This window comes from Streptomyces poriticola, from assembly GCF_036689765.1.
Taxonomy (GTDB): Bacteria; Actinomycetota; Actinomycetes; order Streptomycetales; family Streptomycetaceae; genus Streptomyces; species Streptomyces poriticola.
Genome location: NZ_JBAGKH010000043.1, coordinates 1 through 23371 on the forward strand (window position 1 = coordinate 1; position 23371 = coordinate 23371).

At 72.8% G+C, this 23371-nt stretch carries 15 protein-coding genes and 1 pseudogene; 5 read left to right on the forward strand and 11 right to left on the reverse strand.

The window, feature by feature from the left end:
* Positions 1-220: pseudogene (locus V5O46_RS29600) on the reverse strand (hypothetical protein); the annotation flags it as partial.
* 318 nt (positions 221-538) lie between these two features.
* Here V5O46_RS29600 and V5O46_RS29605 point away from each other — a divergent pair.
* From V5O46_RS29605 to V5O46_RS29615, 3 genes are all read left to right on the forward strand, one after another.
* Positions 539-1063 (forward strand): DUF6912 family protein, encoded by a 525-nt coding sequence (locus V5O46_RS29605; protein ID WP_332887802.1) that lies wholly within the window; start codon positions 539-541, stop codon positions 1061-1063.
* 48 nt (positions 1064-1111) lie between these two features.
* Positions 1112-1777 (forward strand): HAD family hydrolase, encoded by a 666-nt coding sequence (locus tag V5O46_RS29610; RefSeq protein WP_332887803.1) that lies wholly within the window; start codon positions 1112-1114, stop codon positions 1775-1777.
* A 574-nt stretch (positions 1778-2351) separates the two neighbouring features.
* A complete protein-coding gene (locus tag V5O46_RS29615; protein ID WP_332887804.1) occupies positions 2352-7292 on the forward strand; it encodes an NAD-glutamate dehydrogenase in 4941 nt (1646 codons plus the stop codon).
* A gap of 121 nt (positions 7293-7413) precedes the next feature.
* On the opposite strand, the gene V5O46_RS29620 is transcribed toward V5O46_RS29615, so the two are convergent.
* From V5O46_RS29620 to V5O46_RS29635, 4 genes are all read right to left on the reverse strand, one after another.
* Positions 7414-9081 carry a glycosyltransferase family 2 protein gene (locus V5O46_RS29620; protein WP_332887805.1) on the reverse strand — a complete coding sequence of 556 codons (1668 nt, stop codon included), beginning with the start codon at positions 9079-9081 and terminating at the stop codon, positions 7414-7416.
* Entirely contained in the window at positions 9078-11309 is a 2232-nt protein-coding gene (locus V5O46_RS29625; protein WP_332887806.1) for a CDP-glycerol glycerophosphotransferase family protein, read from the reverse strand. Before V5O46_RS29625 ends, V5O46_RS29620 begins: the two co-directional genes overlap by 4 nt.
* A 179-nt stretch (positions 11310-11488) precedes the next feature.
* Positions 11489-12325 (reverse strand): ABC transporter ATP-binding protein, encoded by an 837-nt coding sequence (locus V5O46_RS29630; RefSeq protein WP_332887807.1) that lies wholly within the window; start codon positions 12323-12325, stop codon positions 11489-11491.
* Positions 12318-13256 carry an ABC transporter permease gene (locus V5O46_RS29635; protein ID WP_332887808.1) on the reverse strand — a complete coding sequence of 313 codons (939 nt, stop codon included), beginning with the start codon at positions 13254-13256 and terminating at the stop codon, positions 12318-12320. Before V5O46_RS29635 ends, V5O46_RS29630 begins: the two co-directional genes overlap by 8 nt.
* Before the next feature lie 230 nt (positions 13257-13486).
* Between V5O46_RS29635 and V5O46_RS29640 the strand changes: the two genes are divergently transcribed.
* Positions 13487-14113, forward strand: a complete 627-nt coding sequence (locus V5O46_RS29640) for a TetR/AcrR family transcriptional regulator (protein ID WP_332887809.1) — start codon at positions 13487-13489, stop codon at positions 14111-14113.
* A 19-nt stretch (positions 14114-14132) separates the two neighbouring features.
* On the opposite strand, the gene galE is transcribed toward V5O46_RS29640, so the two are convergent.
* The 3 genes from galE to V5O46_RS29655 form a co-directional block, all read right to left on the reverse strand.
* Positions 14133-15122, reverse strand: a complete 990-nt coding sequence (galE, locus tag V5O46_RS29645; RefSeq protein ID WP_332887810.1) for a UDP-glucose 4-epimerase GalE — start codon at positions 15120-15122, stop codon at positions 14133-14135.
* 76 nt (positions 15123-15198) lie between these two features.
* A complete protein-coding gene (locus tag V5O46_RS29650; protein WP_332887811.1) occupies positions 15199-16836 on the reverse strand; it encodes a glycosyltransferase family 2 protein in 1638 nt (545 codons plus the stop codon).
* A 158-nt stretch (positions 16837-16994) separates the two neighbouring features.
* Positions 16995-17450: a MarR family winged helix-turn-helix transcriptional regulator gene (locus V5O46_RS29655; protein WP_332887812.1), complete on the reverse strand. Its 456-nt coding sequence runs from the start codon at positions 17448-17450 to the stop codon at positions 16995-16997.
* A 136-nt stretch (positions 17451-17586) separates the two neighbouring features.
* Here V5O46_RS29655 and V5O46_RS29660 point away from each other — a divergent pair, with 136 nt between their 5' ends.
* On the forward strand, positions 17587-18000 hold the full coding sequence (locus V5O46_RS29660) for an organic hydroperoxide resistance protein (RefSeq protein ID WP_332887813.1): 414 nt from the start codon (positions 17587-17589) through the stop codon (positions 17998-18000).
* Between the two features lie 110 nt (positions 18001-18110).
* Here the strand turns inward: V5O46_RS29660 and V5O46_RS29665 are convergent, their stop codons facing one another.
* The 3 genes from V5O46_RS29665 to V5O46_RS29675 form a co-directional block, all read right to left on the reverse strand.
* Positions 18111-19685, reverse strand: coding sequence for a hypothetical protein (locus tag V5O46_RS29665; RefSeq protein WP_332887814.1), 1575 nt, complete (start codon positions 19683-19685; stop codon positions 18111-18113).
* A 172-nt stretch (positions 19686-19857) separates the two neighbouring features.
* Positions 19858-21153 (reverse strand): hypothetical protein, encoded by a 1296-nt coding sequence (locus tag V5O46_RS29670; protein ID WP_332887815.1) that lies wholly within the window; start codon positions 21151-21153, stop codon positions 19858-19860.
* Complete coding sequence (locus V5O46_RS29675) at positions 21150-23369, reverse strand: bifunctional glycosyltransferase/CDP-glycerol:glycerophosphate glycerophosphotransferase (protein ID WP_332887816.1); 2220 nt, start codon at positions 23367-23369, stop codon at positions 21150-21152. The genes V5O46_RS29670 and V5O46_RS29675 overlap by 4 nt, the downstream gene beginning before the upstream one ends.
* Positions 23370-23371 lie beyond the last annotated feature (2 nt).

A 23371-nucleotide genomic window follows, 5' to 3' on the forward strand; every position in this document is an offset into this window, starting at 1 on the left:
TGGAGGAGATTCTCCAGGTCACGGCGCCCGCGAAGGACGCGGGCCCGGCGGTGGCCCGCTCGGTGGGCGTACCGGCGGCGGTGGGGCCCGAGGCCCCGGTCCTGCCGTGCGGGAGGGCAGTGGTGCCGGATTCGGCCGGCGCCGGACCACGAGGCGTGTTCGCGGGGGTGGGCGGGTGCTGCGGGAGGGCGGTCGGACGGTGCTGCTGTGTCCTGGTCATCACCTTGTGCATGGGGTCCCCGTTCCGAGGCCCGGGAGGTACCGGGCGGTAACTTGCGGTTGTGGATCTTGTACGGGGGCGGAGAGCTCACCGGCAACCGCGGGGCGGCGCCCGGCGGGGACCTCGGGAGGTTCACCTATCCGGGCGACCGGAACCGCTGGGGAAGCCGGTGCGGGCGGGTGGGCCGGGTGAATCCGCGGACGCCGGTGGACGGTTTCGGCGTCACCGGGGGGAACTCGAAAGGGGACACCCGCAGGTGTCCCGCACGTATCCTGAGGTCTCGTTCCGAGCCCCAGCACGATCACGAAAGCGGCCAGCATGCGCGTCTACGTCCCCCTGACCCTCCCCGGGCTCGCCGAGGCGTACCGGACGGGAGAACTGGGGGCCGGCCCGGTCCTCGCCTACGCCGTCACGCCCGCGCTGCGCGAGTGGTGCCTCTCGGACGACATGGAGGAGCTGGAGTACGCCGCGCTGGGCCGGGCCGCGCTCGCCTCGCTGCGGCTGCTGGCGGCGGACGCCGGAGCGCCCCGCCGCCGGGTCGTGGTCGCAGCCGACGTCCCCGACGTCCCCGACGGCGCCGCGGGCGCCGACCCCGGCCGGGGACCGGACCCGGCCGGGGTCGGCGAGGTGCGGATCACCGGGGCGGTGCCGCTGGCCGAGGCGGCCTCGGTGCACGTCGACGCGACCGACGCGGAGCCGGACGTCGCCGCCGCCGCGGAGGCGCTCGCAGCAGCGGAGGGCGGGGACGGCGACGCCCGCCTCACCGTGGACGGCGCCGAGGACCACGAGCTGCTCTGGTACGCCACGCAGGAGATCCCGAACCTGGTGGGGTCCGGCGACTGAGCGGACACCCGCCGTGATTGTCAGTGGCGGCCGGTAGCTTTGATGGACATGGGGATGCACACAGGGGCGCACATCGTCTGGGACTGGAACGGCACGCTGTTCCACGACAATGACGCGATCATCGGGGCGACGAACGCCGCATTCGCCGAGCTGGGCCTGAAGCCGATCACTCTGGAGCAGTACCGGGCGCTGTACTGCGTGCCGGTGCCCAGGTTCTACGAGCGGCTGCTGGGGCGGCTGCCCAGCGACGCCGAGTGGGAGCTCATGGACCGCACCTTCCACCGGCACTACACCGAGCACCAGGTGCGGTGCGGCCTCGCCGAGGGGGCGGCGGAGCTGCTCGCGGGGTGGCGGTCGGCGGGCCGCAGCCAGTCCCTCCTCAGCATGTACGGGCACGAGGAGCTCGTCCCCCTGGTCCAGGGCTTCGGGATCGAGGCGCATTTCCTGCGCGTCGACGGGCGCACCGGGCCCTCGGGCGGCAGCAAGGCCGAGCACATGGTCCGCCACCTCGCGGCCCTGGACAGAGTGCAGCCCGCCCGGACCGTGGTGATCGGGGACGCTGCCGACGACGCGGTGGCCGCCCGGCACGCAGGGGCGCAGGCCGTGCTCTACACCGGCGGCTCGCACAGCCGGGCCAGTCTCGAGGAGGCGGGAGTGCCCGTGGTGGACACGCTTGCGGAGGCGGTCGAGGAGGCCGAGCGGCTGGCGGCGTGAGCGGTGCGTGCGGGGGCGCGTGATGGCTGCGGCGTGAGCGGGGAAACGGGGGATGAGAGATGAGGACAGCGGGACACCGGCGGGCAGTGGGGCGCGAGGAGTCAGCGGGGCATGAGCGGCGGATACGCCGACTCCCGCTCCGTTGCCCCTGTGCAGAACGTCAAACTTCCCGCCCCGGTTTTGTACACATACGGCTCATGACGGGCCCCCCGCATTGAGCGATAGCCTTATGGCGTGATCAGCGCGATAGCTCGCGGGGGCACCGGTGCCCCCGCTCTGCGCCCGGTGAGCACGGAGGACATCCGTGACCGGGCGGCAGTCGCTGGTCCTCGAGGGCGGGACGGGGCGCCGAAGGTCCCCGGGCCACCGAGCACTCCCCGGCCGGCGCCGCCGACGAGAGCGGCGTCACACCCGGCGAGAGCCTCAAATCTGGCTCATATACCCCCGCTCATCTCATCTTGCGGCATAGCGTCGAAGCAGACCGGACACCCCGCGTCTGGGCACCACGCCGCAGGACCGGAGACCGTACTTCCTTCTACGTCACGCAACGGCGCGCGACAGGAGCCAGAGGACAATGCAGACCAAGCTGGACGAAGCCAAGGCCGAGCTGCTCGGGAGGGCTGCCCGGGTAGCTGAGAACAGCCCGGTCGGGGGGCACCTCTCGACCGGGACGACGGGCGAGGCGGCCCCGGACACCCCGGACCGCGCATCCGTGCTCGCGTTCCTCCAGCGCTACTACCGGCACACCGCCCCGGAGGACCTCGCCGACCGCGACCCGGTCGACGTCTTCGGAGCCGCCGTCTCGCACTACCGACTGGCCGAGAACCGACCCCAGGGCACGGCCAACGTGCGGGTGCACACCCCGACGGTGGAGGAGAACGGCTGGACCTGCAGCCACTCCGTCGTGGAGGTGGTCACGGACGACATGCCGTTCCTCGTCGACTCCGTCACCAACGAGCTCACCCGGCAGGGGCGCGGCATCCACGTGGTGATCCACCCGCAGTTCGTGGTGCGGCGCGATGTCACCGGCAAGCTGATCGAGGTGCTCACCACCTCGCCCACCGAGCGCCTCCCGCACGACGCGCACGTCGAGTCCTGGATCCATGTGGAGATCGACCGGGAGACCGACCGTGCCGACCTCAAGCAGATCACCGCCGATCTGCTGCGTGTCCTGTCCGACGTCCGCGAGGCGGTCGAGGACTGGGGCAAGATGCGGGACGCCGCCGTCCGCCTGGCCGAGGGTCTGCCCGAGGAGCCCGCCCCCGGCGACCTGAACGCGCAGGAGGTGGACGAGGCCCGCGAGCTGCTGCGCTGGCTCGCCGACGACCACTTCACCTTCCTCGGCTACCGCGAGTACCAGCTGCGCGGCGACGACTCCCTCGCCCCCGTCGCCGGCACCGGCCTCGGGATCCTCCGCTCCGACCCGCACCACGCCGGCGAGGACAGCCACCCCGTCAGCCCGTCCTTCGAGCGGCTGCCCGCCGACGCCCGCGCCAAGGCCCGCGAGCACCGGCTGCTGGTGCTGACCAAGGCCAACAGCCGGGCGACCGTGCACCGCCCCTCGTACCTGGACTACATCGGCGTCAAGAGGTTCGACAAGAACGGCAACGTCGTCGGGGAGCGGCGCTTCCTGGGCCTGTTCTCCTCGGCCGCCTACACCGAGTCCGTCCGCCGGGTCCCCGTCATCCGGCGCAAGGTCTCGGAGGTGCTGCACCGCGCCGGCTTCTCGCCCAACAGCCACGACGGCCGGGACCTGCTGCAGATCCTGGAGACCTACCCGCGCGACGAGCTGTTCCAGACGCCGGTCGACGAGCTGCAGTCCATCGTCACCTCGGTGCTGTACCTCCAGGAGCGCCGCCGGCTGCGGCTCTACCTGCGCCAGGACGAGTACGGGCGCTACTACTCCGCCCTCGTCTACCTCCCCCGGGACCGCTACACCACCGGCGTCCGGCTGCGGATCATCGACATCCTCAAGGAGGAGCTCGGCGGCATCAGCGTCGACTTCACCGCCTGGAACACCGAGTCGATCCTCTCCCGGCTGCACTTCGTGGTCCGCGTCCCGCCGGGCACCGAGCTGCCGCACCTGTCCGACCTCGACAAGGAGCGCATCGAGGCCCGGCTGGTCGAGGCCGCCCGCTCCTGGTCCGACGGGTTCGCCGAGGCACTGCACGCCGAGTTCGGCGAGGAGCACTCCGCCGAGCTGCTGCGCCGCTACGGCAGCGCCTTCCCCGAGGGCTACAAGGCCGACCACCCGCCGCGCTCGGCGGTCGCCGATCTCGGTCACCTGGAGCGGCTCGACGAGGACAAGACCTTCGAGCTGAGCCTGTACGAGCCGGTCGGCGCCGCACCCGAGGAGCGGCGCTTCAAGATCTACCAGAAGGGCGGTTCGGTCTCCCTGTCCGCCGTGCTGCCGGTGCTCAGCCGGCTCGGCGTCGAGGTCACCGACGAGCGGCCGTACGAGCTCCGGTGCGCGGACCGCACCACCGCCTGGATCTACGACTTCGGTCTGCGCCTGCCCAAGTCGGTCATCGGCAACGGCGACTACTTCGGGGACGACGCCCGCGAGCGGTTCCAGGACGCCTTCGCCGCCGTCTGGACCGGCCAGGCGGAGAACGACGGCTTCAACTCCCTCGTGCTCAGCGCCGGCCTGAGCTGGCGGCAGGCGATGGTGCTGCGGGCGTACGCCAAGTACCTGCGGCAGGCCGGTTCCACGTTCAGCCAGGACTACATGGAGGACACCCTCCGCAACAACGTCCACACCACCCGGCTGCTGATCTCCCTGTTCGAGGCACGGATGTCGCCGGACCGGCAGCGCGCCGGGCACGAGATCGTCGACGCGCTCTTCGAAGAGGTCGACGCGGCCCTGGACCAGGTGGCGTCGCTCGACGAGGACCGGATCCTGCGCTCCTTCCTCACCGTCATCAAGGCGACGCTGCGCACCAACTTCTTCCAGGAGGCCGTGGGCGGCAGGCCGCACGAGTACGTCTCCATGAAGTTCGACCCGCAGGCCATCCCGGACCTGCCCGCGCCGCGGCCGGCGTACGAGATCTGGGTGTACTCGCCGCGGGTGGAGGGCGTGCACCTGCGCTTCGGCAAGGTCGCGCGCGGCGGTCTGCGGTGGTCCGACCGGCGCGAGGACTTCCGCACCGAGATCCTCGGCCTGGTCAAGGCGCAGATGGTGAAGAACACCGTCATCGTGCCGGTCGGGGCCAAGGGCGGCTTCGTCGCCAAGCAGCTGCCCGACCCGACCGTCGACCGCGACGCGTGGATGGCCGAGGGCATCGCCAGCTACCGGACGTTCATCTCGGCGCTGCTGGACATCACCGACAACATGGTGGCCGGGCAGGTCGTGCCCCCGGCCGACGTGGTCCGGCACGACGAGGACGACACCTATCTGGTCGTCGCCGCCGACAAGGGCACCGCGACCTTCTCCGACATCGCCAACGAGGTCGCCGAGAGCTACAACTTCTGGCTCGGCGACGCCTTCGCCTCAGGCGGCTCGGCCGGCTACGACCACAAGGGCATGGGCATCACCGCCCGCGGTGCCTGGGAATCCGTCAAGCGGCACTTCCAGGAGCTGGGCACGGACACCCAGACCCAGGACTTCACGGTCGTCGGCATCGGCGACATGTCCGGTGACGTGTTCGGCAACGGCATGCTGCTCAGCGAGCACATCCGGCTGGTCGCCGCCTTCGACCACCGGCACATCTTCCTCGACCCCGACCCGGACGCCGCGGTCTCCTACGCCGAGCGCCGCCGCCTGTTCGAGCTGCCCCGCTCCTCCTGGGAGGACTACAACACCGAACTGCTGTCGGCCGGCGGCGGGATCTTCCCCCGCTCGGCCAAGGCGATCCCGGTCAACGCCCATGTCCGCGAGGCCCTCGGTATCGAGGAGAAGGTCACCAAGATGACCCCCGCCGACCTGATGCGGGCGATCCTCCAGGCACCGGTGGACCTGCTGTGGAACGGCGGCATCGGCACCTACGTCAAGGCCTCCACCGAGTCCAACGGCGATGTCGGCGACAAGGCCAACGACGCCATCCGGGTCGACGGGGCCGACCTGCGGGTCAAGGTCGTCGGTGAGGGCGGCAACCTGGGCCTGACCCAGCTGGGCCGGATCGAGTTCGCGCGGCAGGGCGGCAGGATCAACACCGACGCCATCGACAACAGCGCGGGCGTGGACACCTCCGACCACGAGGTGAACATCAAGATCCTGCTCAACGGTCTGGTCGCGGACGGCGACATGACGGTCAAGCAGCGCAACAAGCTGCTTGCCGAGATGACCGACGAGGTCGGCCGCCTGGTCCTGCGCAACAACTACGCACAGAACACAGCGATCGCCAACGCCCTCGCCCAGTCCAAGGACATGCTCCACGCCCAGCAGCGCTTCATGAAGCACCTGGTGCGCGAGGGCCATCTGAACCGGTCCCTGGAGTTCCTGCCCACCGACCGCCAGATCCGGGAGCGGCTCTCCGCCGGACACGGACTGACCGGCCCGGAGACGGCGGTGCTGCTGGCGTACACGAAGATCACGGTCGCCGAGGAGCTGCTGCACACCTCGCTGCCCGACGACCCGTACCTGAAGAACCTGCTGTACGCCTACTTCCCGACCGCGCTGCGCGAGCAGTTCCTCGATCGGGTCGACGGGCACCCGCTGCGCCGCGAGATCACCACCACGGTGCTGGTCAACGACACGGTCAACACGGGCGGCACGACCTATCTGCACCGGATGCGCGAGGAGACCGGCGCCTCGCTGGAGGAGATCGTGCGGGCGCAGACCGCAGCCCGTGCCATCTTCCGCTCCGCCCCGGTGTGGGACGGGGTGGAGGCCCTGGACAACAAGGTCGACGCCGCCGTCCAGACCCGCATCCGGCTGCACTCGCGGCGCCTCGTCGAGCGCGGTACGCGCTGGCTGCTCAACAACCGTCCGCAGCCGCTGGAGCTCGCCGAGACCGTCGACTTCTTCGCCGAGCGGGTGGAGCAGGTCTGGTCGCAGCTGCCCAAGCTGCTGCGCGGCGCGGACGCGGAGTGGTACCAGAGGATCTACGACGAGCTGCGCGCCGCCGGGGTGACGGACGAACTCGCCACGCGGGTGGCCGGGTTCTCCTCCGCCTTCCCGACGCTGGACATCGTCTCGGTGGCCGACCGGACCGGCAAGGAGCCGCTGGAGGTGGCCGAGGTCTACTACGACCTCGCCCACCGGCTGACCATCACCCACCTGATGGACCGCATCAGCGACCTGCCGCGGACCGACCGCTGGCAGTCCATGGCCCGCGCGGCGATCCGCGAGGACCTGTACGCCGCGCACGCGGCGCTCACCGCGGATGTGCTGGCGGCGGGCAACGGGGCGGCGACGCCGGAGCAGCGGTACAAGGTGTGGGAGCAGAAGAACGCGGCGATTCTCGGACGGGCGCGGACGACGCTGGAGGAGATCCAGGGGTCCGAGGCGTTCGATCTCGCCAACCTGTCGGTGGCGATGCGGACCATGCGGACGTTGCTGCGGTCGCACACGTGACCTCGCGGTAGTGCGGGGCGCCCCGGAACCCGTCGGGTCCGGGGCGCCCCGGCTTTCCCGGTGCTGCGGGCGGTCGCCGGCCGCGGTCGCTCGGAGGGCTGCCCGCGCCGGTGGGTGCCGGTCAGCGGAGCAGGGTTGCCGCCCGGCGTACGGGAGTGCGGGCCAGACGTCGGGCTGCCGGATGGAGGAGGTGCTTCGTCAGGCCTGCCGGCTGCCAGCGGATCTGCAGGCGGCCGGGGGCGTGGCCCTCCGGTGCCACGGTGATGCGGTGCGGGGTGGTACCTGCGCGGTAGGGCACGTGGGCGGTGAGCGCCGGGAAGGACAACGGGGCCAGCAGCAGGCCGGTGTGGGACCGGCCCTGCCGGCGCAGGCGGAGGACCGGGTGGCGGATGCCGTCGAAGCCGTGGAGCGGCAGCCGGGCCGCCGTCAGGTCCAGCCGGACGCGGCCCTCGAACACGCCGGGGCTCACCGGCGCGAGCCGGAAGGGCGCGGCCATGCGGCGCCGGCCGGGGGTGAGCAGCAGTTCGGCGCGCTGAGGGCCGACCGGGAGGCGCAGTGCGGGGTCGTAGGTGCGGACGGTGAGGTCCACCGAGGCGCCGGGGCCGGGTGCGACGTCGGTGATCTCGTGACGGAACTGGGTGGTGAAGAAGGGGCGGGTGTCCAGTTCCAGGTCGGTCACGTCCAGTTCGCGGCGGGCCCGGTCGGAGGAGGGGACCCGGTCGCCCCAGTACGTCCGGCCGCTCCCCGGGTCGGCCGTCAACTGACGCGGCGCCACCTCGTGTCCGAGGCCGCGGGCGGCGATCCGGACGTCGGACAGGCGCCGGTCGCGGACCAGCTGGAGGACGATCCGCTCGGCGCGGGGCAGCCGGGCGAAGGCCGCCGGGGCCAGCGTGTCGAGATAGGGGGTGACGAGGTCGGCGAAGGCCGCCAGCCACTCCTCGTCGCGGTGGGGCAGATCCCCGGCGTACATCCGGAAGTCGTGCTTGAGGAACTTGAAGTCCTTGTCCTCGCGCAGCGCCTCGTGCCCGCCGTCGGCCAGGAACGCGTCGATGAGCCGCTGCACATGGACGCGGTCGCGGACGTTGCTGAGCCGGTCCCGCTGGTTGGAGATGGAGGCGGCGTGGGCGGTGGCGTACGGGGCCACGTACCAGCGGTAGACCGGCTCCGGGACGATGGTGAACCTCTTCGCCAGGCAGTACGCCTGCGCCGAGAAGAGCTGGTCCTCGTAGTGGATGCCCTCGGGGAAGCGCAGGCCGTGCCGGTCGAGGAAGGCGCGGGCGTACATCTTGCTGGTCGCCAGGTGCTCGAAGAACAGCCGCGGGTCCGCCTCGATGCCGTCCAGCGTGCGGCGTTCGGCGACCAGGTGGGGCATCCAGATCGAGCGGTGGCCGTTGTCGGCGCGGACGCGTTCCACCGCGCCCATCGCGAAGTCGAGGTCGCGTTCCCGGTGTGCGGCGAGCAGCGACCCCACTGCGCGCTCGGGGAGTTCGTCGTCGCTGTCCAGGAACATCAGGTACGGCGCCGCGGCGATCTCCAGAGCGCGGTTGCGGGGTGTGCTGCAGCCGCCGCTGTTCTCGGCCAGCCGGAGGTACACGATCCGGGGGTCCTCGGCGGCCAGCCGCCGGGCGACCTGAGGCGTGGCGTCCGTGGAGTGGTCGTCGCTGATGACGATCTCGATGTTCGTGTGCGTCTGGCGGCGGACGGAGGCCACGGCGCGCGGGAGCCGCTCGGCGTCGTTGTGGACGATGACCGTGACGGTGACGTCCGGGGCGCTGGAGGTGGTGGTCATACGGCCTCCTCGGGGGTCGGGGCCGGGGTGCGTTCCTCCAGCGGCAGCACCGGCGGCAGGGAGGCGTCGTCCTCCCCCAGGAAGACCCGGCGGACGACGCGTTCGGCGGCGCGGCCGTCGTCGTACTCGCAGAACCGGCGACGGAAGCCGGCCCGTGCCTCGGCGGCGCGCTCGTCGTGCCAGGCGTCCGTGGTGAGGATCTCCGCGAGCTCCTCCTGGGTGCGGGCGACCGGGCCGGGTGCCTCGGCCATCAGGTCGAAGTAGACGCCGCGGGTGGTGCGGTAGGTCTCCCAGTCGTCGGCGTGGATCACGATCGGCCGGTCGAGGTTGGCGTAGTCGAACATGATCGACGAGTAGTCGGTGACCAGGGCGTCGGCGGCCAGGCAGAGTTCCTCCACGGGGTCGTAGCAGGAGACGTCGACCAGGCGGCCGGTGCGGCGCAGGCCGGTCAGCGGGGAGTCGGCGCCGTCGTAGAAGTAGTGGCCACGCACCAGCAGGATCGTTTCCTCGCCGAGTCGGCCGGCGAGTGCGGCGAGGTCCAGGCGCGGGGTCCAGGCGGCCTCGTAGTCGCGGTGCGTGGGCGCGTAGAGGACGGCCCGGCGGCCCGGGGCGATGCCGAGCCGCGCCCGTACGGCGCGGACCTCGGCGGCACCCGCCGTGCAGTACACGTCGTTGCGCGGATAGCCGTAGTCGAGCGAGCGGTAGCGGGACGGGTAGGCGCGCTGCCACATGCGGGTGGAGTGGCTGTTGGCGGAGATGCTGTAGTCCCACTTGTCGACGCGTTCCAGCAGCGCCGCGAAGTCCAGGCCACGGGCGGCGGCCGGGTACGGCATCTGGTCCAGGCCCATGCGCTTGAGCGGGGTGCCGTGATGGGTCTGGAGATGGACCGCGTCGGGGCGCTTGACCACCGGGTTGGGGAAGTTGACGTTGTTGACCAGGTACTTGGCGCGGGCCAGCACCTCCCGGTAGCGGCGGGTGCCGGGGACGACGTGGTCGGTGCCGGGCGGCAGCAGCGCCGCGTTGGCGGCGGTCACCACCCACACCGGGCGGATGTGCGGGGCCAGATCGCCGAGCTTGGCGGCGATCGCGGCCGGGTTGCAGGCCACGCCGCGGTCCCAGTACGCGGAGAAGACGGCCAGCTGCGGGTCGACCGGGCCGGCGAGCGCCCTGCGGTAGCGGTGGTCGCGGAGCCGGACGCCGGCGCGGCTCCGGCCGGTGCTCAGGACGGCGTGGACCGTGCGGCGTGTGCGGTTGGCGGCCTGGAGGGCGCGGTACTTGGTGTAGGCGCCGTCCTCCAGCAGCGAGCGGCGCACCCCCTCCAGGCCGCCGGGGTGCGGGTGGTCCTCGGGCCGGCGGCGCAGCGCGGCGAGCGAGGCGCGGCGGAAGAACTCCCGGGCGACGGGGTCCGGCATCCCGGCGTGGACGAACGTGCGCAGCAGCTCGCCGACCATGACGTCGTAGAGCACCGCGCGGACGGCCGGGCGGTCCCGGGCCAGGTCCAGCAGCAGCTCGTAGCGGTCGACGAGGGCGTAGTGCTGTTCGGCTGCGGCCGGCGGAAGGCTTGCGGTGCGCAGCCGGCGGTCCTCGTACGCGGGGTGCGGCAGACAGGCGGCTCGGTCGGCGAGCAGCAGGGCGGCGTACGCGGCGAAGGGCTCGTCGTCCGTGGTCAGCCGTCGCTCGTGCGCCCGCCAGAATTCCGTGCGGACGACGCGGTTGCCGAGCAGCGGCGTCACACCGAGCAGCCGGGGCTCCTCGTCGAGGGCGAGTGCGGCGCCGCCCGCGCGCGCGAGGAGTGGGCCGTCCGGGGAGGGCAGGGCCGAGGCCCGCCAGGTACTGCGGACGTGGTCGAGGAGCAGGACGTCCACCGCGTCGGGGAGGCCGGCGGTGTGCTCGGCGAGCGTGCCCGGGGTGCCCGGGGGCAGCCCGTCCTTGGCGCGGACGAAGTGCAGCCAGCGGCCGGAGGCGTGCGCCGCCCCCGCCGTACGGGCCGCCGCGTCGCCGGCGCCGTCCGGCAGCGGCACCACCCGGAAGGCGGGGGTGTGCCGCTCGGCGGCCTCCCGGGCCCAGTCGCCGACCGCGGCGACGATCACCTCCGTGCCGGGGAGGGGGTGGGCGGCCAGGGAGTCCAGGAGGCCGGTGAGGCGGTCCTGGAGGTCGGGGCCGTGGACGACGACGCTGAGTTCGGGAGTGGCGGGGCGGGGCTCGGACGGCGCTGCGGTCTCGGACATCGCGGCGGGCTCCTCACCTCGTCGCCGCCCTGGTGCGGTGCGGCTCTTCGGCCAACCTGTCCGGTCATAGTGGCACCAATCGTGCGAAAGGGTGAACCCCGGCTGCGCCTCCTGAGGGAAGACGGCGGAGCCTCAGGGGAGAGGCGGCCGTGCCCCGCGGGGGAGTACCAGGGAATCGCCTATCCCTTCCGCGCGGGCTCGGCCGCCGCCCGGTCCGGTCCGCCGGTGAACGCCTCGTACTCCTTGAGGACCTCCTCCGTCCGCCCGTCCATGCGCAGCTCGCCGCGCTCCAGCCAGAGCACCCGGTCGCAGGTGTCGCGGATCGACTTGTTGCTGTGGCTCACCAGGAACACCGTGCCCGCGTGCCGGCGCAGCTCGCGGATGCGGGCCTCGGAGCGCTTCTGGAAGGAGCGGTCGCCGGTGGCCAGCGCCTCGTCGACGAGCAGGACGTCGTGGTCCTTGGCGGCGGCGATGGAGAACCGCAGCCGGGCGGCCATGCCGGAGGAGTACGTGCGCATCGGCAGCGTGATGAAGTCGCCCTTGTCGTTGATGCCGGAGAACTCGACGATCGCCTGGTAGCGGTCTCTGATCTGCTCCCGGGACATGCCCATGGCCAGGCCGCCGAGACGGACGTTGCGCTCGCCGGTCAGATCGCTCATCAGGGCGGCGTTGACGCCGAGCAGAGAGGGCTGGCCGTCGGTGTAGATCCGGCCGTGCTCCACCGGCAGCAGGCCGGCGACCGCCTTGAGCAGGGTCGACTTGCCCGAGCCGTTGGTGCCGATCAGCCCGATCGCCTCGCCGCGGTACGCGACGAAGGACACGTTCCTCACCGCGTGCACCCGGCGCACGCCCGCAGCCTTCTCGGCGGTTCTGCGGCGCACGATGCGGTTGAGGGCGGCGGTCGCGGAGCCGCGTCCGGCGCCGGTGCCGTTGACCCGGTAGACGATGTCGACGCCGTCGGCGATGACGGTGGGGATCTTCTCGCTCGCGGAGTTCTCGTGTGTCGCGTCAGCCACGGCCGTACGTCTCCTCAGCCTTCCAGAAGTAGATGAAGCCGCCGACGCCGGCGAGCAGTGCCCAGCCTGTCGCGAGCAGCCAGACGTGGTCCGGCAGCTGGTCGGCATGGAAGCTGTCGATCAGGGCGAAGCGCATCAGGTCGATGTAGACGGCGGCGGGGTTCGCCTGGAGCAGCGGCGCCACCCAGGGCGGCAGGTCGCTCTGTTCGCCCGCCATGTGGTGGATGCTGTACATCACGCCCGACGCGTACATCCAGGTACGCAGCAGGAACGGCATCAGCTGGGAGAGGTCGGGGATCCTGGCGCCCAGGCGGGCCAGGACCATCGAGGCACCGGCGTTGAAGACGAACTGCAGCACCAGTGCCGGCACCGCCAGCGCCCAGGACGGGGCCGGCGGCACACCGAACGCGAGCAGGATGACGGCGAGCGCGGCCAAGGAGAACAGCAGCTGCTGCAACTGCTGCAGGCAGAAGGAGACCGGCAGCGCGGCCCGCGGGAAGTGCAGTGCGCGGACCAGGCCGAGGTTGCCGGAGACGGCCCGGGTCCCCGCCATCAGCGAGCTCTGTGTGAACGTCCACACGAACACGCCGGTGACCAGGAACGGGACGTAGTCCTCGACGTGCCTGCTGGTCTGCATCAGCAGGCCGAAGACGAAGTAGTAGACCGCAGCGTTCAGCAGCGGTGTCATCACCTGCCAGACCTGGCCCAGCTTCGCCTGGCTGTACTGGGCGGTGAGCTTGGCGGTGGCGAAGGCGCCGATGAAGTGGCGGCGCGCCCACAGCTGCCGGAGGTACCGGGGCAGGGACGGACGGGCTCCGCTGACCGAGAGGCCGTGGCGCGCGGCGAGCGCGGCGAGGTCCTCGGAGGAGGCGGCGGCGGCCGGCTCGGTGGCGGCCGGGGCCGGGGGCGGTGTGTCGAGTACCTGACTCACATCCGCTGCTTTCGCTGAGGGGTGGCTGGAGGCGGAGGGCGGGGGTGTGGCCGGGAGGGCCGGTGGGCGGCTGGATCGGAACCGGAACGTCGGGATGGGAGCGTCGTGACGAGAGCGTCGCGACGAATACGTCGGGACGGAACCGTATCGTCGCAACGTGAGCGTAGGCCCGCTTCGCGTCGGAACGCAACCGTTTCGTCGTAACGTCCTCGCCTCTATGCTTGGGCCGCATGACCACCAACGCCGACCAGCCCCAGCCCCGCCCGCGCCGCCGGGCCCCCGCCGGGGCGGCCGTGCTCCGCGAGGACGTCACGGAGGCCATCAGGGCCGCCGTCTTCGAGGAGCTCGCGGCCGTCGGCTACGCGCGGATGTCCATCGAGGGGATCGCCCGCCGCGCGGGCGTGGGCAAGACGGCCGTCTACCGGCGCTGGCGCTCCAAGCTGCACCTGGTCCTCGACATCGTCTCGGCGCTGGCGGTCCAGGGCCTGCCCACGCCGGACACCGGCTCCCTGCAGAGCGATCTCCGGCTGCTGTTCGAGGTGACGTCGCGCGCCCTGCGCCACCCGGTGGCCTCGCAGATCATCCCCGACCTCCAGGCCGAGGCGGCCCGCAACCCCGACATCGCCGAGGCTCTCCAGAAGGCCCTGCGGGAGGGGCAGGAGGGCGTCGCCAGCAAGATCCTCGCCGCGGCGGAGCAGCGCGGCGAACTGCGCCCGGGCTTCGACGACGAACTGGCCCTCGACCTGATCTCGGGCCCGCTCTACTGGCGCTCGGTGGTGATCCGCGGAGCCGGACTCCCCAGGGGCTACCTGGACACCCTGACGACCGCCACGACGGCGGCCCTCAAGGCGTTGTAGCGGCGGCCCTCGGTGCGTGTCAGGGACGTCGGCCCCGGGCTGCCTCCGGGTGGTGGCGGGTCCAGCCGGACCAGGCCGAGGTGATCATGTCGTGCACGTCGTGCTTGGTCTTCCAGGCCAGTTCGGTGGCGGCGCGGTCGGCGGAGGCGACGACGCGGGCCGGGTCGCCGGGGCGGCGCGGGGTGACCTGCGGAGGAAGGTCGTAGCCGGTGACGGCGTTGATTCGGTCGATCATCTCGCGGACGGAGACGCCCTCGCCACGGCCGATGTTGAGGGTGAGGTCCCGGCCCGGGGACGCTTGGAGCGCGCGGGCCGCCGCGACATGGGCCTCGGCCAGGTCCACCACGTGGATGTAGTCCCGGATGCAGGTGCCGTCCGGCGTCGGGTAGTCGTCGCCGAAGATGCGCGGCGCGGCGTTCTCCGTGAGCTTCTCGAAGACCATGGGGATCAGGTTGAAGACCCCGGTGTCCGCCAGTTCGGGGGCCGCCGCGCCCGCCACGTTGAAGTAGCGCAGGGACGCCGTGGACAGCCCCCTCGCACGACCCGTGGCCCGTACCAGCCACTCGCCCGCCAGCTTGGTCTCGCCGTACGGCGAGATGGGGACGCAGGGCGTCTCCTCGGTGACCAGGTCCACGTCGGTCATGCCGTACACCGCGGCCGAGGAGGAGAACACGAAGGACGGCACCCCGGCCTCCGTGACCGCCTCCAGCAGCACCCGAAGGCCCTCGATGTTCTCCCGGTAGTAGTGCAGCGGAAGCTCCACCGACTCGCCGACCTGCTTCTTGGCTGCCAGGTGGACGACGCCGGTGACGGCGTGGTCGGTGAGGGCGCGCCGGACGCGTTCGCCGTCCAGGGTCGAGCCCACCACCAGGGAGACGCCGTCCGGCACGCGTTCGGCGATCCCGGTGGACAGGTCGTCGTAGACCACCGTCTTCTCGCCCGCCTCGGTCATCGCCCGTACGACATGCGCTCCGATGTAACCGGCGCCGCCGGTGATCAGCCAGGTCATGTGCGGCCGTCCCCTCGTCAGTGAACCCCAGCGGGACCCCGGTGGATCCCGGTGGACGTGGTCCGTCGTCCGCTCCTCAGTGAAGCAGGCGCCGGATCCGGCCGCGCACCACGGTCGTGATTCCCCGCGCTCCGGTCGCCGTCCGCAGTGCCAGCGCGCCGGAGTGGGTGGCGTACGGCTGGACGAGGAACACGCCGTGCCGGACGCTCGGGAGGGCGTGGCGGCGCAGCCGCCCGTGGTCCCCGCGCGCGTGCGCCGTGACCTCGCGGCTCGCGCCGTCCCGGAACCGGACCCGCAGACACAGGTCCCAGGTGCCGGTCCCGAGCGCGGCCAGGCCCGGCAGGTCCACCTGGGCCACGGCCGACCAGGCGGTCCGGTCGGCCCCCGGGACCAGGGGCGCCGTGCGGACCTCGTCCGGGTGCCCGTCCTCCCGGCGCCGCCACTCCACCTCGACCTCCCGCGGTCCCGCAGCCGCCACCCGGCCGTACAGCTCGTGCAGCCGGAGCCGCAGCAGGGTGCCACGCGCGCGTGGGCGCAGTTCCGCGTCGACGGTCAGCGGGAGGGAGCCCACCGGCAGGGTCAGCAGCGGTTCCAGGGTCACCCAGGGCAGGTCGTCCGACCAGACCGGCGTGCCGTCGAGGTCGCGGGCGTACGGCGGGAGCAGCCGGGCCGGGCGGGCGGCCAGCGCACGCAGCCTTGGCAGGTCGCGCGGCTCCGGCGAGGCCAGGACCACCCGGGCGATCAGCCGGCCGGGCGCGGCCGGCGCACGCGCCCAGTCGCCCGCGTCGTACTCCGCGAGGAACGTCCGCGTGTGCGCCCACCACGCGTGCTGGTGCTCCGGGTTCCGCAGCCCCGGTTCACGCACGTACATGCGCAGCTCGTGGTCGAGGAACTTGGCGCGGGCGGCCCGCGCCAGCTCCTTCTGCCCGGCGCCGAGCAGGATGTCGTACGCCGTCCCGCAAGCGTGTGTGCGCGCCCGCCAGTTGTCCGGCCCGGCGCGGTCCAGCGAGATCGACAGCCGCCCGGCGGAACGGCGCACATGCCACCTGTAGACCGGGTCCGGGACCAGGGCGATGCGCGGCCCGGCGGCCAGCACACGTGCGGTGAAGACGACGTCCTCGTAGGGGAAGCGGCCGTCCGGGAACCGGATGCGGTGCTCGCGCAGGAAGTCGGTGCGGTAGAGCTTGTTGACGCAGAGGGTGTCGTGCACGAGTCGGGGACGCCGCGTGGGGTGGTCGACGACGGTGCGCGCCGTGTAGAGCTCCGGCTGCCACGGCACTTCGCGCCCCGAGGGCAGCTCGCGGCGCACGCACAACCCGCTGGCGACCTCCGCACGCCCCTCGGTCGCCGCCGACAGCAGCGCGTCCACCGCGCCCGGCGGCAGCACGTCGTCACTGTCCAGGAACATCACGTACGGCGTGGTCACCGCGTCCAGGCCGGTGTTGCGGGGGGTGCCGCAGCCGCCGCTGTTGGCGGTGCGGCGGATCACCGACAGCCGCGGTTCCGTCTCGGCCAGGCGGGCGAGCAGCTCCGCGCTCCCGTCGGTCGAGCCGTCGTCCACGGCGACGACCTGGCGGACGGCCGTGCCCTGTGCCAGCGCCGAGCGCACGGCCTCCGTCACATGGTCCGCGTCCTGGTGCCCGATGACGACGACGCCCACCGGCGCACGGGCGCGGGGGCGTGGGCGGGGGCCTTCTCGGTGGGTGGTTCTCATCACGACGGATCGTAGGCCGGGCGAACGTCATATGAACGCCGATATGCGTGCATCCGCCGTAATCGGGTGCTGTGATCGGGTGCCGCGCCAGGGTGCGGCACTCCGGTGCCGCGCTCGGGTGCCGCACCCGGACGTCGCAAGCGGGGGCCCGCGTGCCGCTACTCGGTCAGCGCCGCCTCGTCCAGCGCGCTGGTGAGCCGGTCGAGGCGGGACCGCAGGTCCTCGATCTCCTCCAGGCCGAACCCGGTCGCCGCGGCGATCCGGCGCGGCACCTCCAGCGCGCGCTCGCGCAGCGCCGCGCCCTCCTCCGTCGCCCGCACCCGCACCGACCGCTCGTCGCTCGCACTGCGCTCGCGCCGCACCAGACCCGCCGCCTCCAGCCGCTTGAGCAGCGGCGACAGCGTGCCGGAGTCCAGCCGCAGATGCTCGCCGAGCTGCTTGACGGGCAGTTCGCCGTGCTCCCACAGCACCAGCATCACCAGGTACTGCGGGTAGGTGAGTCCCAGGTCCCTCAGCAGCACGCGGTAGACGCCGCCGAAGGCGCGCGAGGCGGCGTTCAGGGAGAAGCAGATCTGCCGGTCGAGGCGGAGCCAGTCGGTCGCGGGCGTGGTCATGCCTCCAGCGTAGCCGGTGACTCAATTGATTTGCGAGCCAATTAGTTGTGCACAACTTAATAGTGTGCTCTACTTATGGTCGTCCCGCCGCACCGGCCCATCGCCGGCGGCACGATCCCCACCACGGAGGGCATCCATGAACGCGCTCTACACCGCCGTCGCCACCGCCACCCACGGCCGCGAGGGCCGCGCCGTCTCCTCCGACGGACGGCTCGACCTCCAGCTCGGCATCCCGGCGGAGATGGGCGGCAACGGTCAGGGCACCAACCCCGAGCAGCTCTTCGCCGCCGGCTACGCCGCCTGTTTCGCCAGCGCCCTCGGGCTCGTCGGGCGGCAGGCCAAGGCCGACGTCAGCGACGCCGCGGTGACCGCCGAGGTCGGCATCGGCAAGCAGGGCGAGGGCTTCGGGCTCGCCGTCACCCTGCGCGTGGAGCTGCCCGCCGCTGTGGACGAGGCGACCGGCCGCAAGCTGGTCGAGCAGGCCCACCAGGTCTGCCCCTACTCCAACGCCACCCGCGGCAACATCCCGGTCGACCTCGTCATCGAGTGACCGGGCGCGACGCCCGCGTCACCGAACAGGCCGACCGGGCCCAACCGGCCCAACCGGCCCAACCGGCCCGACAGGTCGAACAGGCCTGACAGGCCGACCGGCCATCGACGTCACCGGGCGAGTCCTCCGGTGCGCCCCACCCGCGCCAGCACCTCGCCCGTCCGCTCGCTCCACGCCACCACCACCGCCTCCCGCGGCACCCGCTGCCACCGGGTCAGCAGCAGCCAGCGCACGCCGTACCGGCGCACCACGGCCGCCCGCTCGGTGCGGGTGGAGGCGGGGTCCAGATAGGCCTCGACGTCGGCCAGCCGCCGCTGCCGCTCCCGCTCCCGGAGTGCCGGGTCCGGCCAGGCCGGCGCGGCGAGGTTCGGGCCGTACCCGGCGATGGTGCGGGTGGCGGCGAACCCGTTGGTCAGCACCACCTCACCGCGGCCGATGTGCTGCGCCGCCCAGGCGTACGCCGGCCAGTGGGGCGGCCGTTCGAAACCGACCGGGTCCCATGCGCGCGGCACCACCGCCCCGGCGTGCACCGTGAGGAAGCCGAGGCAGGCGCCGGCGGCGGCCGCCCCGCCCAGTAGCCGCCGCCCGCGGTGCCAGGGCCGGGGCGCCGCCAGCTCCACCGCCGGCGCGAGCTGCAGCGGCACCAGGGCGAGCCCGAGGACCCGGCCGTAGGTGTGGTGGCCGCTGAACCAGCCGTACGCCGCCACCAGGCAGCCGAGGCCGAACAGCAGCACCAGCGGGTCCCGGGCCGAGCGGCGTCCGCGCAGCCACAGCGCCGGCAGCCCGAGCAGCGCCAGCCAGAACTGCCCGGCGAGACCGGTGTACAGCTGACGGTGCACCGCGTCGACACTGCCGTCGCCGGGCAGTGTGAAGACGTCGTAGTACGGCCAGAGCGCCGCCGTCGCCACCGCCGTCGCGGTGGTCAGCGCCCACCGTCCGGCGACCGCCGGGCGCCACCCGCGCTGCCACCCGGCCACGAAGGCCAGTCCGCCGAGCACCGCCGCCACCGAGGTGATCGGGTGCACCAGCAGGATCAGCCCGTACAGCACCCCGAGCCCGGCGTAGCCCGCGAAGCCGCGCAGTCCGCTCGGGCCGACGTAGCGCACCCGGCGGGTGTCCCGGGCCCGCCCTCCGGTCAGCGCCCAGGCCCAGAAGGTGAGCCCGGCCGCGAACGCCGACGGGTAGCCGAGGCTCCCGGTCATCGGCATCAGCCCGAGATACCCGCTCCACCGGATCGGCTCGGTGCCCCACAGCAGCGCGGTCGCCACCAGTGCCAGCACCGGTGCCCACGGGCGCGGCGTCAGCACCCGCACCAGGCGGCCGAGGCCGGTCAGCAGCACCAGCAGGTTCAGCGGCCCGGCGAGCCGTACCAGCTCCCAGCCGCCCAGCCCGGTCAGTCGCGCGAACACACCCTGCGCCACCGCGTACGGCGAGTAGTACGGGGAGCCCGCGCCCGGCAGGTCGGCCGTCGGATGGCGGGGGTGGAGCAGGTCGGCCCTGAGGCGTTCCACGACCGCCGCATGCTGCCCGGCGTCACAGCACAGCGGCACCCGCCAGTACGCCAGCGTCACCAGCAGCCAGAACAGGAACCCGGCGACCTGGTACGGCGTGGGCCGGCGGCGGCGCCCGCCGCGCAGCGCCGTAGCGCCGCGCGCGGTCGGCCGGTCGAGCGGTCTCGTGCTCACCGCGCGGCCGGAAAACGGATCTTTCTGGACATTTGCCGTATGTTCCCGGTCAGGCATTCCGGGTCAAGGGCGTGACGCCATCTCACCGCATCGAGTGATCATCGGGTGCTCAGTGCTCAGTGCTCAGTGCTCAGTGCTCAGTGATCAGCGATCGGCGGTCAGCGATCGGCGGTCAGCGATTGCTGCTCAGTGATTGCCCGGCAGTGGTCGGGTACGGAGCCGCCACCGGTGAGCGGTCGGCCGGGCCGCCCCGCACCACCGCCTCGAGCAGCAGCGGCACCCCCACCACCGGCAGCAGCCAGACCAGGACGATCAGCCGCTCACCCCAGATGTTGATGTCCGGGTGCCCGGCCTGGGTGAGGAACCCGGTGCACGCCGCCGCGATCAGAAACCCGCCGAACGCCGGCCGCCGCACCGCGCCCCACGCCCCCGCCGCCAGTGCGGCCACCAGCACCGGCTCCCCCAGCTGCCGACGCAGCCACTCCAGCCAGAAGTTGCCCTGCAGCTGCCAGAACTCCCGCCACGGCCGCTCCCGGTCCGGCCGGTCGAAGTGATCGGTGAGCAGATCCTGCACGCTCTCGGACATCGACGGGTAGTGCAGCAGCCGCGCCAGCAGCAGCGTGCCCACCGCCACCGCGAGCCCCGTCCCCGCGACCGCCCACACGCCCGGGCCCGCCGGACGCCCACGCCCGCGCCGCCGCAGCGCGAGCACCGTGCCCGCCACCCCCAGGCACACCCCGAGGAACAGCGACTGGGAGTGCTTCACCGTGAACAGCACCACCAGCGCACCGCCCACCAGGGCCACCCCGGCCCGCACCCGCCGCCCCCGCAGCACCAGCGCGCAGCCCCACACCGCCGCCAGCGTCAGCGCCATCATCAGGCCCTCGGTCATCGGGCGCATGGCGGTCGTCCCGCACGGCAGCACGTAGTACAGGGCCTGCCCGGTCAGCGCGAGCGGCACCGCAACCGACAGGGTGCGCAGGATCAGGAAGACCAGCACCCCGCCCGCGACCGCGACGAGGACGCTCACCGCCCACACCCCCCAGGTCACGCCCAGCACCGCGACGAACGGCGCCAGCAGCACCGGATAGCCGGGCCGCACCTCGAAGATCTGCATGAACCGCTCCGGCATGAACGGCACCGTCCGCCCGGCGGTCTGACCGTCCGCGAGCCGCGTCTCGACCAGCCGCCACTGCTCCTCGCGGCAGTCGGCCGTCACCCGGTCCGTCGGATCGGGCCGGTGGAAGCGGACCACGTGCACGCTCTGGTCGCGGCGCGCCCGCGCCGCCCGGCTCGCACAGAAGTGGTCGATGACGGCCGCCGCGGCCTCCCGCTTGCTCTCGCCGGTCAGACTCAGCGCGTACGCCAGGTAGTTCTTGGTGTCGGGGGTGTCCCGGCCGGTGACGTTCGCGAGCTGGAACAGGGCGAACACCGCGGCCAGGACCAGCACCCAGGTGCGCGGTCTCACGACGGGGCCAGCAGATCGCGGTCGGCCGGGACGGCGCGGGCGCCCGGCACCCGGGTGGCCGGCGGCATCTCCTCGCCCAGCATCAGCGTCCGCACCACCCGCTCGGCGGCCCGGCCGTCGTCGAACTCGCAGAACCGGTCCCGGAAGTCGGACCGCAGCCGCGCCGCCTCCTCGTCCCGCCACGCCCCCGAGGCGAACAGCCAGGCCAGCTCCCGGTAGGAGCGCGCCACATGGCCCGGTGCCTCGGCGGTGATGTCGAAGTAGGCGCCCCGGCTCGCCGCGTACGCGCCCCAGTCGTCGGCGTGCACCACGATCGGCCGGTCCAGGCAGGCGTAGTCGAACATCAGGGCGGAGTAGTCGGTGACCAGGGCGTCCGAGGCCAGCATCACCTCCTCGACGTGCGGTTCGTCCGTGGCGTCGACCAGCACGCCCCGCCGGTGCAGCTCGGCCAGGCCCAGGCCGCGCGCGGGACCGGTGGCCAGGGACGGGTGCAGCCGGACGACGAGGGTGTGGCCGCCGCCCAGGTCCCGGGCCAGGCGGGCCGGGTCGATGCGGTCCACGTGGCCGCCGCGCCGGTAGTCGCGGCGGGTCGGCGCGTACAGCACCACGGTGTGGTCCTCCGGGATGCCGTGCCGCTGCCGGAAGCCGGCCCCGTCCCCCGGACCGGCGCCGACCAGTACGTCGTTGCGGGGGCTGCCGGTGCGCACCGAGGTGAAGTGGCAGGGATAGGCCCGCTCCCACACCAGCTCCGAGTGCCGGTTGGCGACCAGGCTGTAGTCCCAGCGGTCGGCGCGGCGCAGCATCCCGGGCACGTCCAGGCCGTGCCGGGCGCCGGGCCTGCCGAGCAGGTCGGCGCCCATGTACTTCAGCGGAGTGCCCTGGTGGGTGTGGATGTGCACGCTGCCGGGCCGTTTGGCCACGGTGCCCGGCCAGTTGACGTTGTTGACGAGGAAAGCGGCCCGCTCGGTCACCCGGCGGTACTCCGCGCTGCCCAGCAGCACATGCTCGGTGTCCGGCGGCAGCTGTGCAGCCGTCTCCTCGTCGCGGACCACCCACACCCCGCGCAGCTGCGGGGCGATCTCGCGCGCCGCGCGGTGGATCGCCGCCGGGTCGCCGAGCACGCCGCGGTGCGAGAACGCCGAGTACACGACGAGCTGCGGATCCAGCGGGCGGCGCGGACGCACCGCCGCCCCGGCGCGCGTCAGCCGCCCGGCCGCCGCCTCGCGCGCCTTGTGCGCCCTGCGGCGCAGCTCCCGCCCGGCGCGGCCCGCCTGGTGCCGCAGGCGGTAGGCGGCATAGCCCCGCTCCAGCACCCGCAGTTCGGCCGGGATGCGGGCGCCCTCCGGCCGGTGGCTGCGCAGCAGCTGGGCGGTGCGACGGAAGAACTCGCCCTTGTCGCCGGGCGGCAGCCGGTCCGGCTTGCCGAGGATGTCCAGGCAGTGCTCGCCCATCTTGGTGTGCAGGAACGGCCGCCAGGCGGCCAGCTCCGGCCGGGCTTCGACGAACGCGAAGACCCGCTCGTACTGCTCGTGGATGTCGAAGTGCTTTCGGCTGGTGGTGGACAGGATGTTGCCCTGCCGGCGCTGCCGGTAGTACAGGCAGATCCGGTCCAGTACGGCGATCCGCCGGGCGGTGAGCATCACCGGGAAGGTCCAGGGCGTGTCCTCGTAGTAGCCGGGCGGGAAGCTGAAGCCCTCCCGTTCGACGAAGTCGCGCCGGTAGACCTTGTTCCACACGACCATCAGCAGTTCGAGGATCTCCGGGTGCTCGGCGGCGGTGAAGGTGCCGGGGCCGGCCTCGGTCAGCACCCGTGCCAGGACGTTGCGGCGGGTGCCGCCCCACCAGTAGGTGCGGGCGTAGTCGAAGACCAGTACGTCCGGGTCGTCCGCCTCGGCCAGCCGGTCGGCCGTCGCGCGCAGCGCGCCCGGCGTGAGGGTGTCGTCGCTGTCCAGGAAGAACAGGTAGTCGCCGGTGGCCTGCGCCATCCCGGCGTTGCGGGCGCGGCCCAGCCCGACGTTCTCCGGCAGGCTCACCACCCGCACCCGGTCGTCGCCGGCCGCGTACTCCCCCAGGATCGCACCGCAGCCGTCCGGCGAGCAGTCGTCGACGGCGATCACCTCGATGTCCCGGTAGGACTGCTGCAGCACCGAGTCGAGGCACTCGGCGAGAAATCCCTGCACCTTGAAGCAGGGCACGATGACGCTGAAGCGGGGCACTC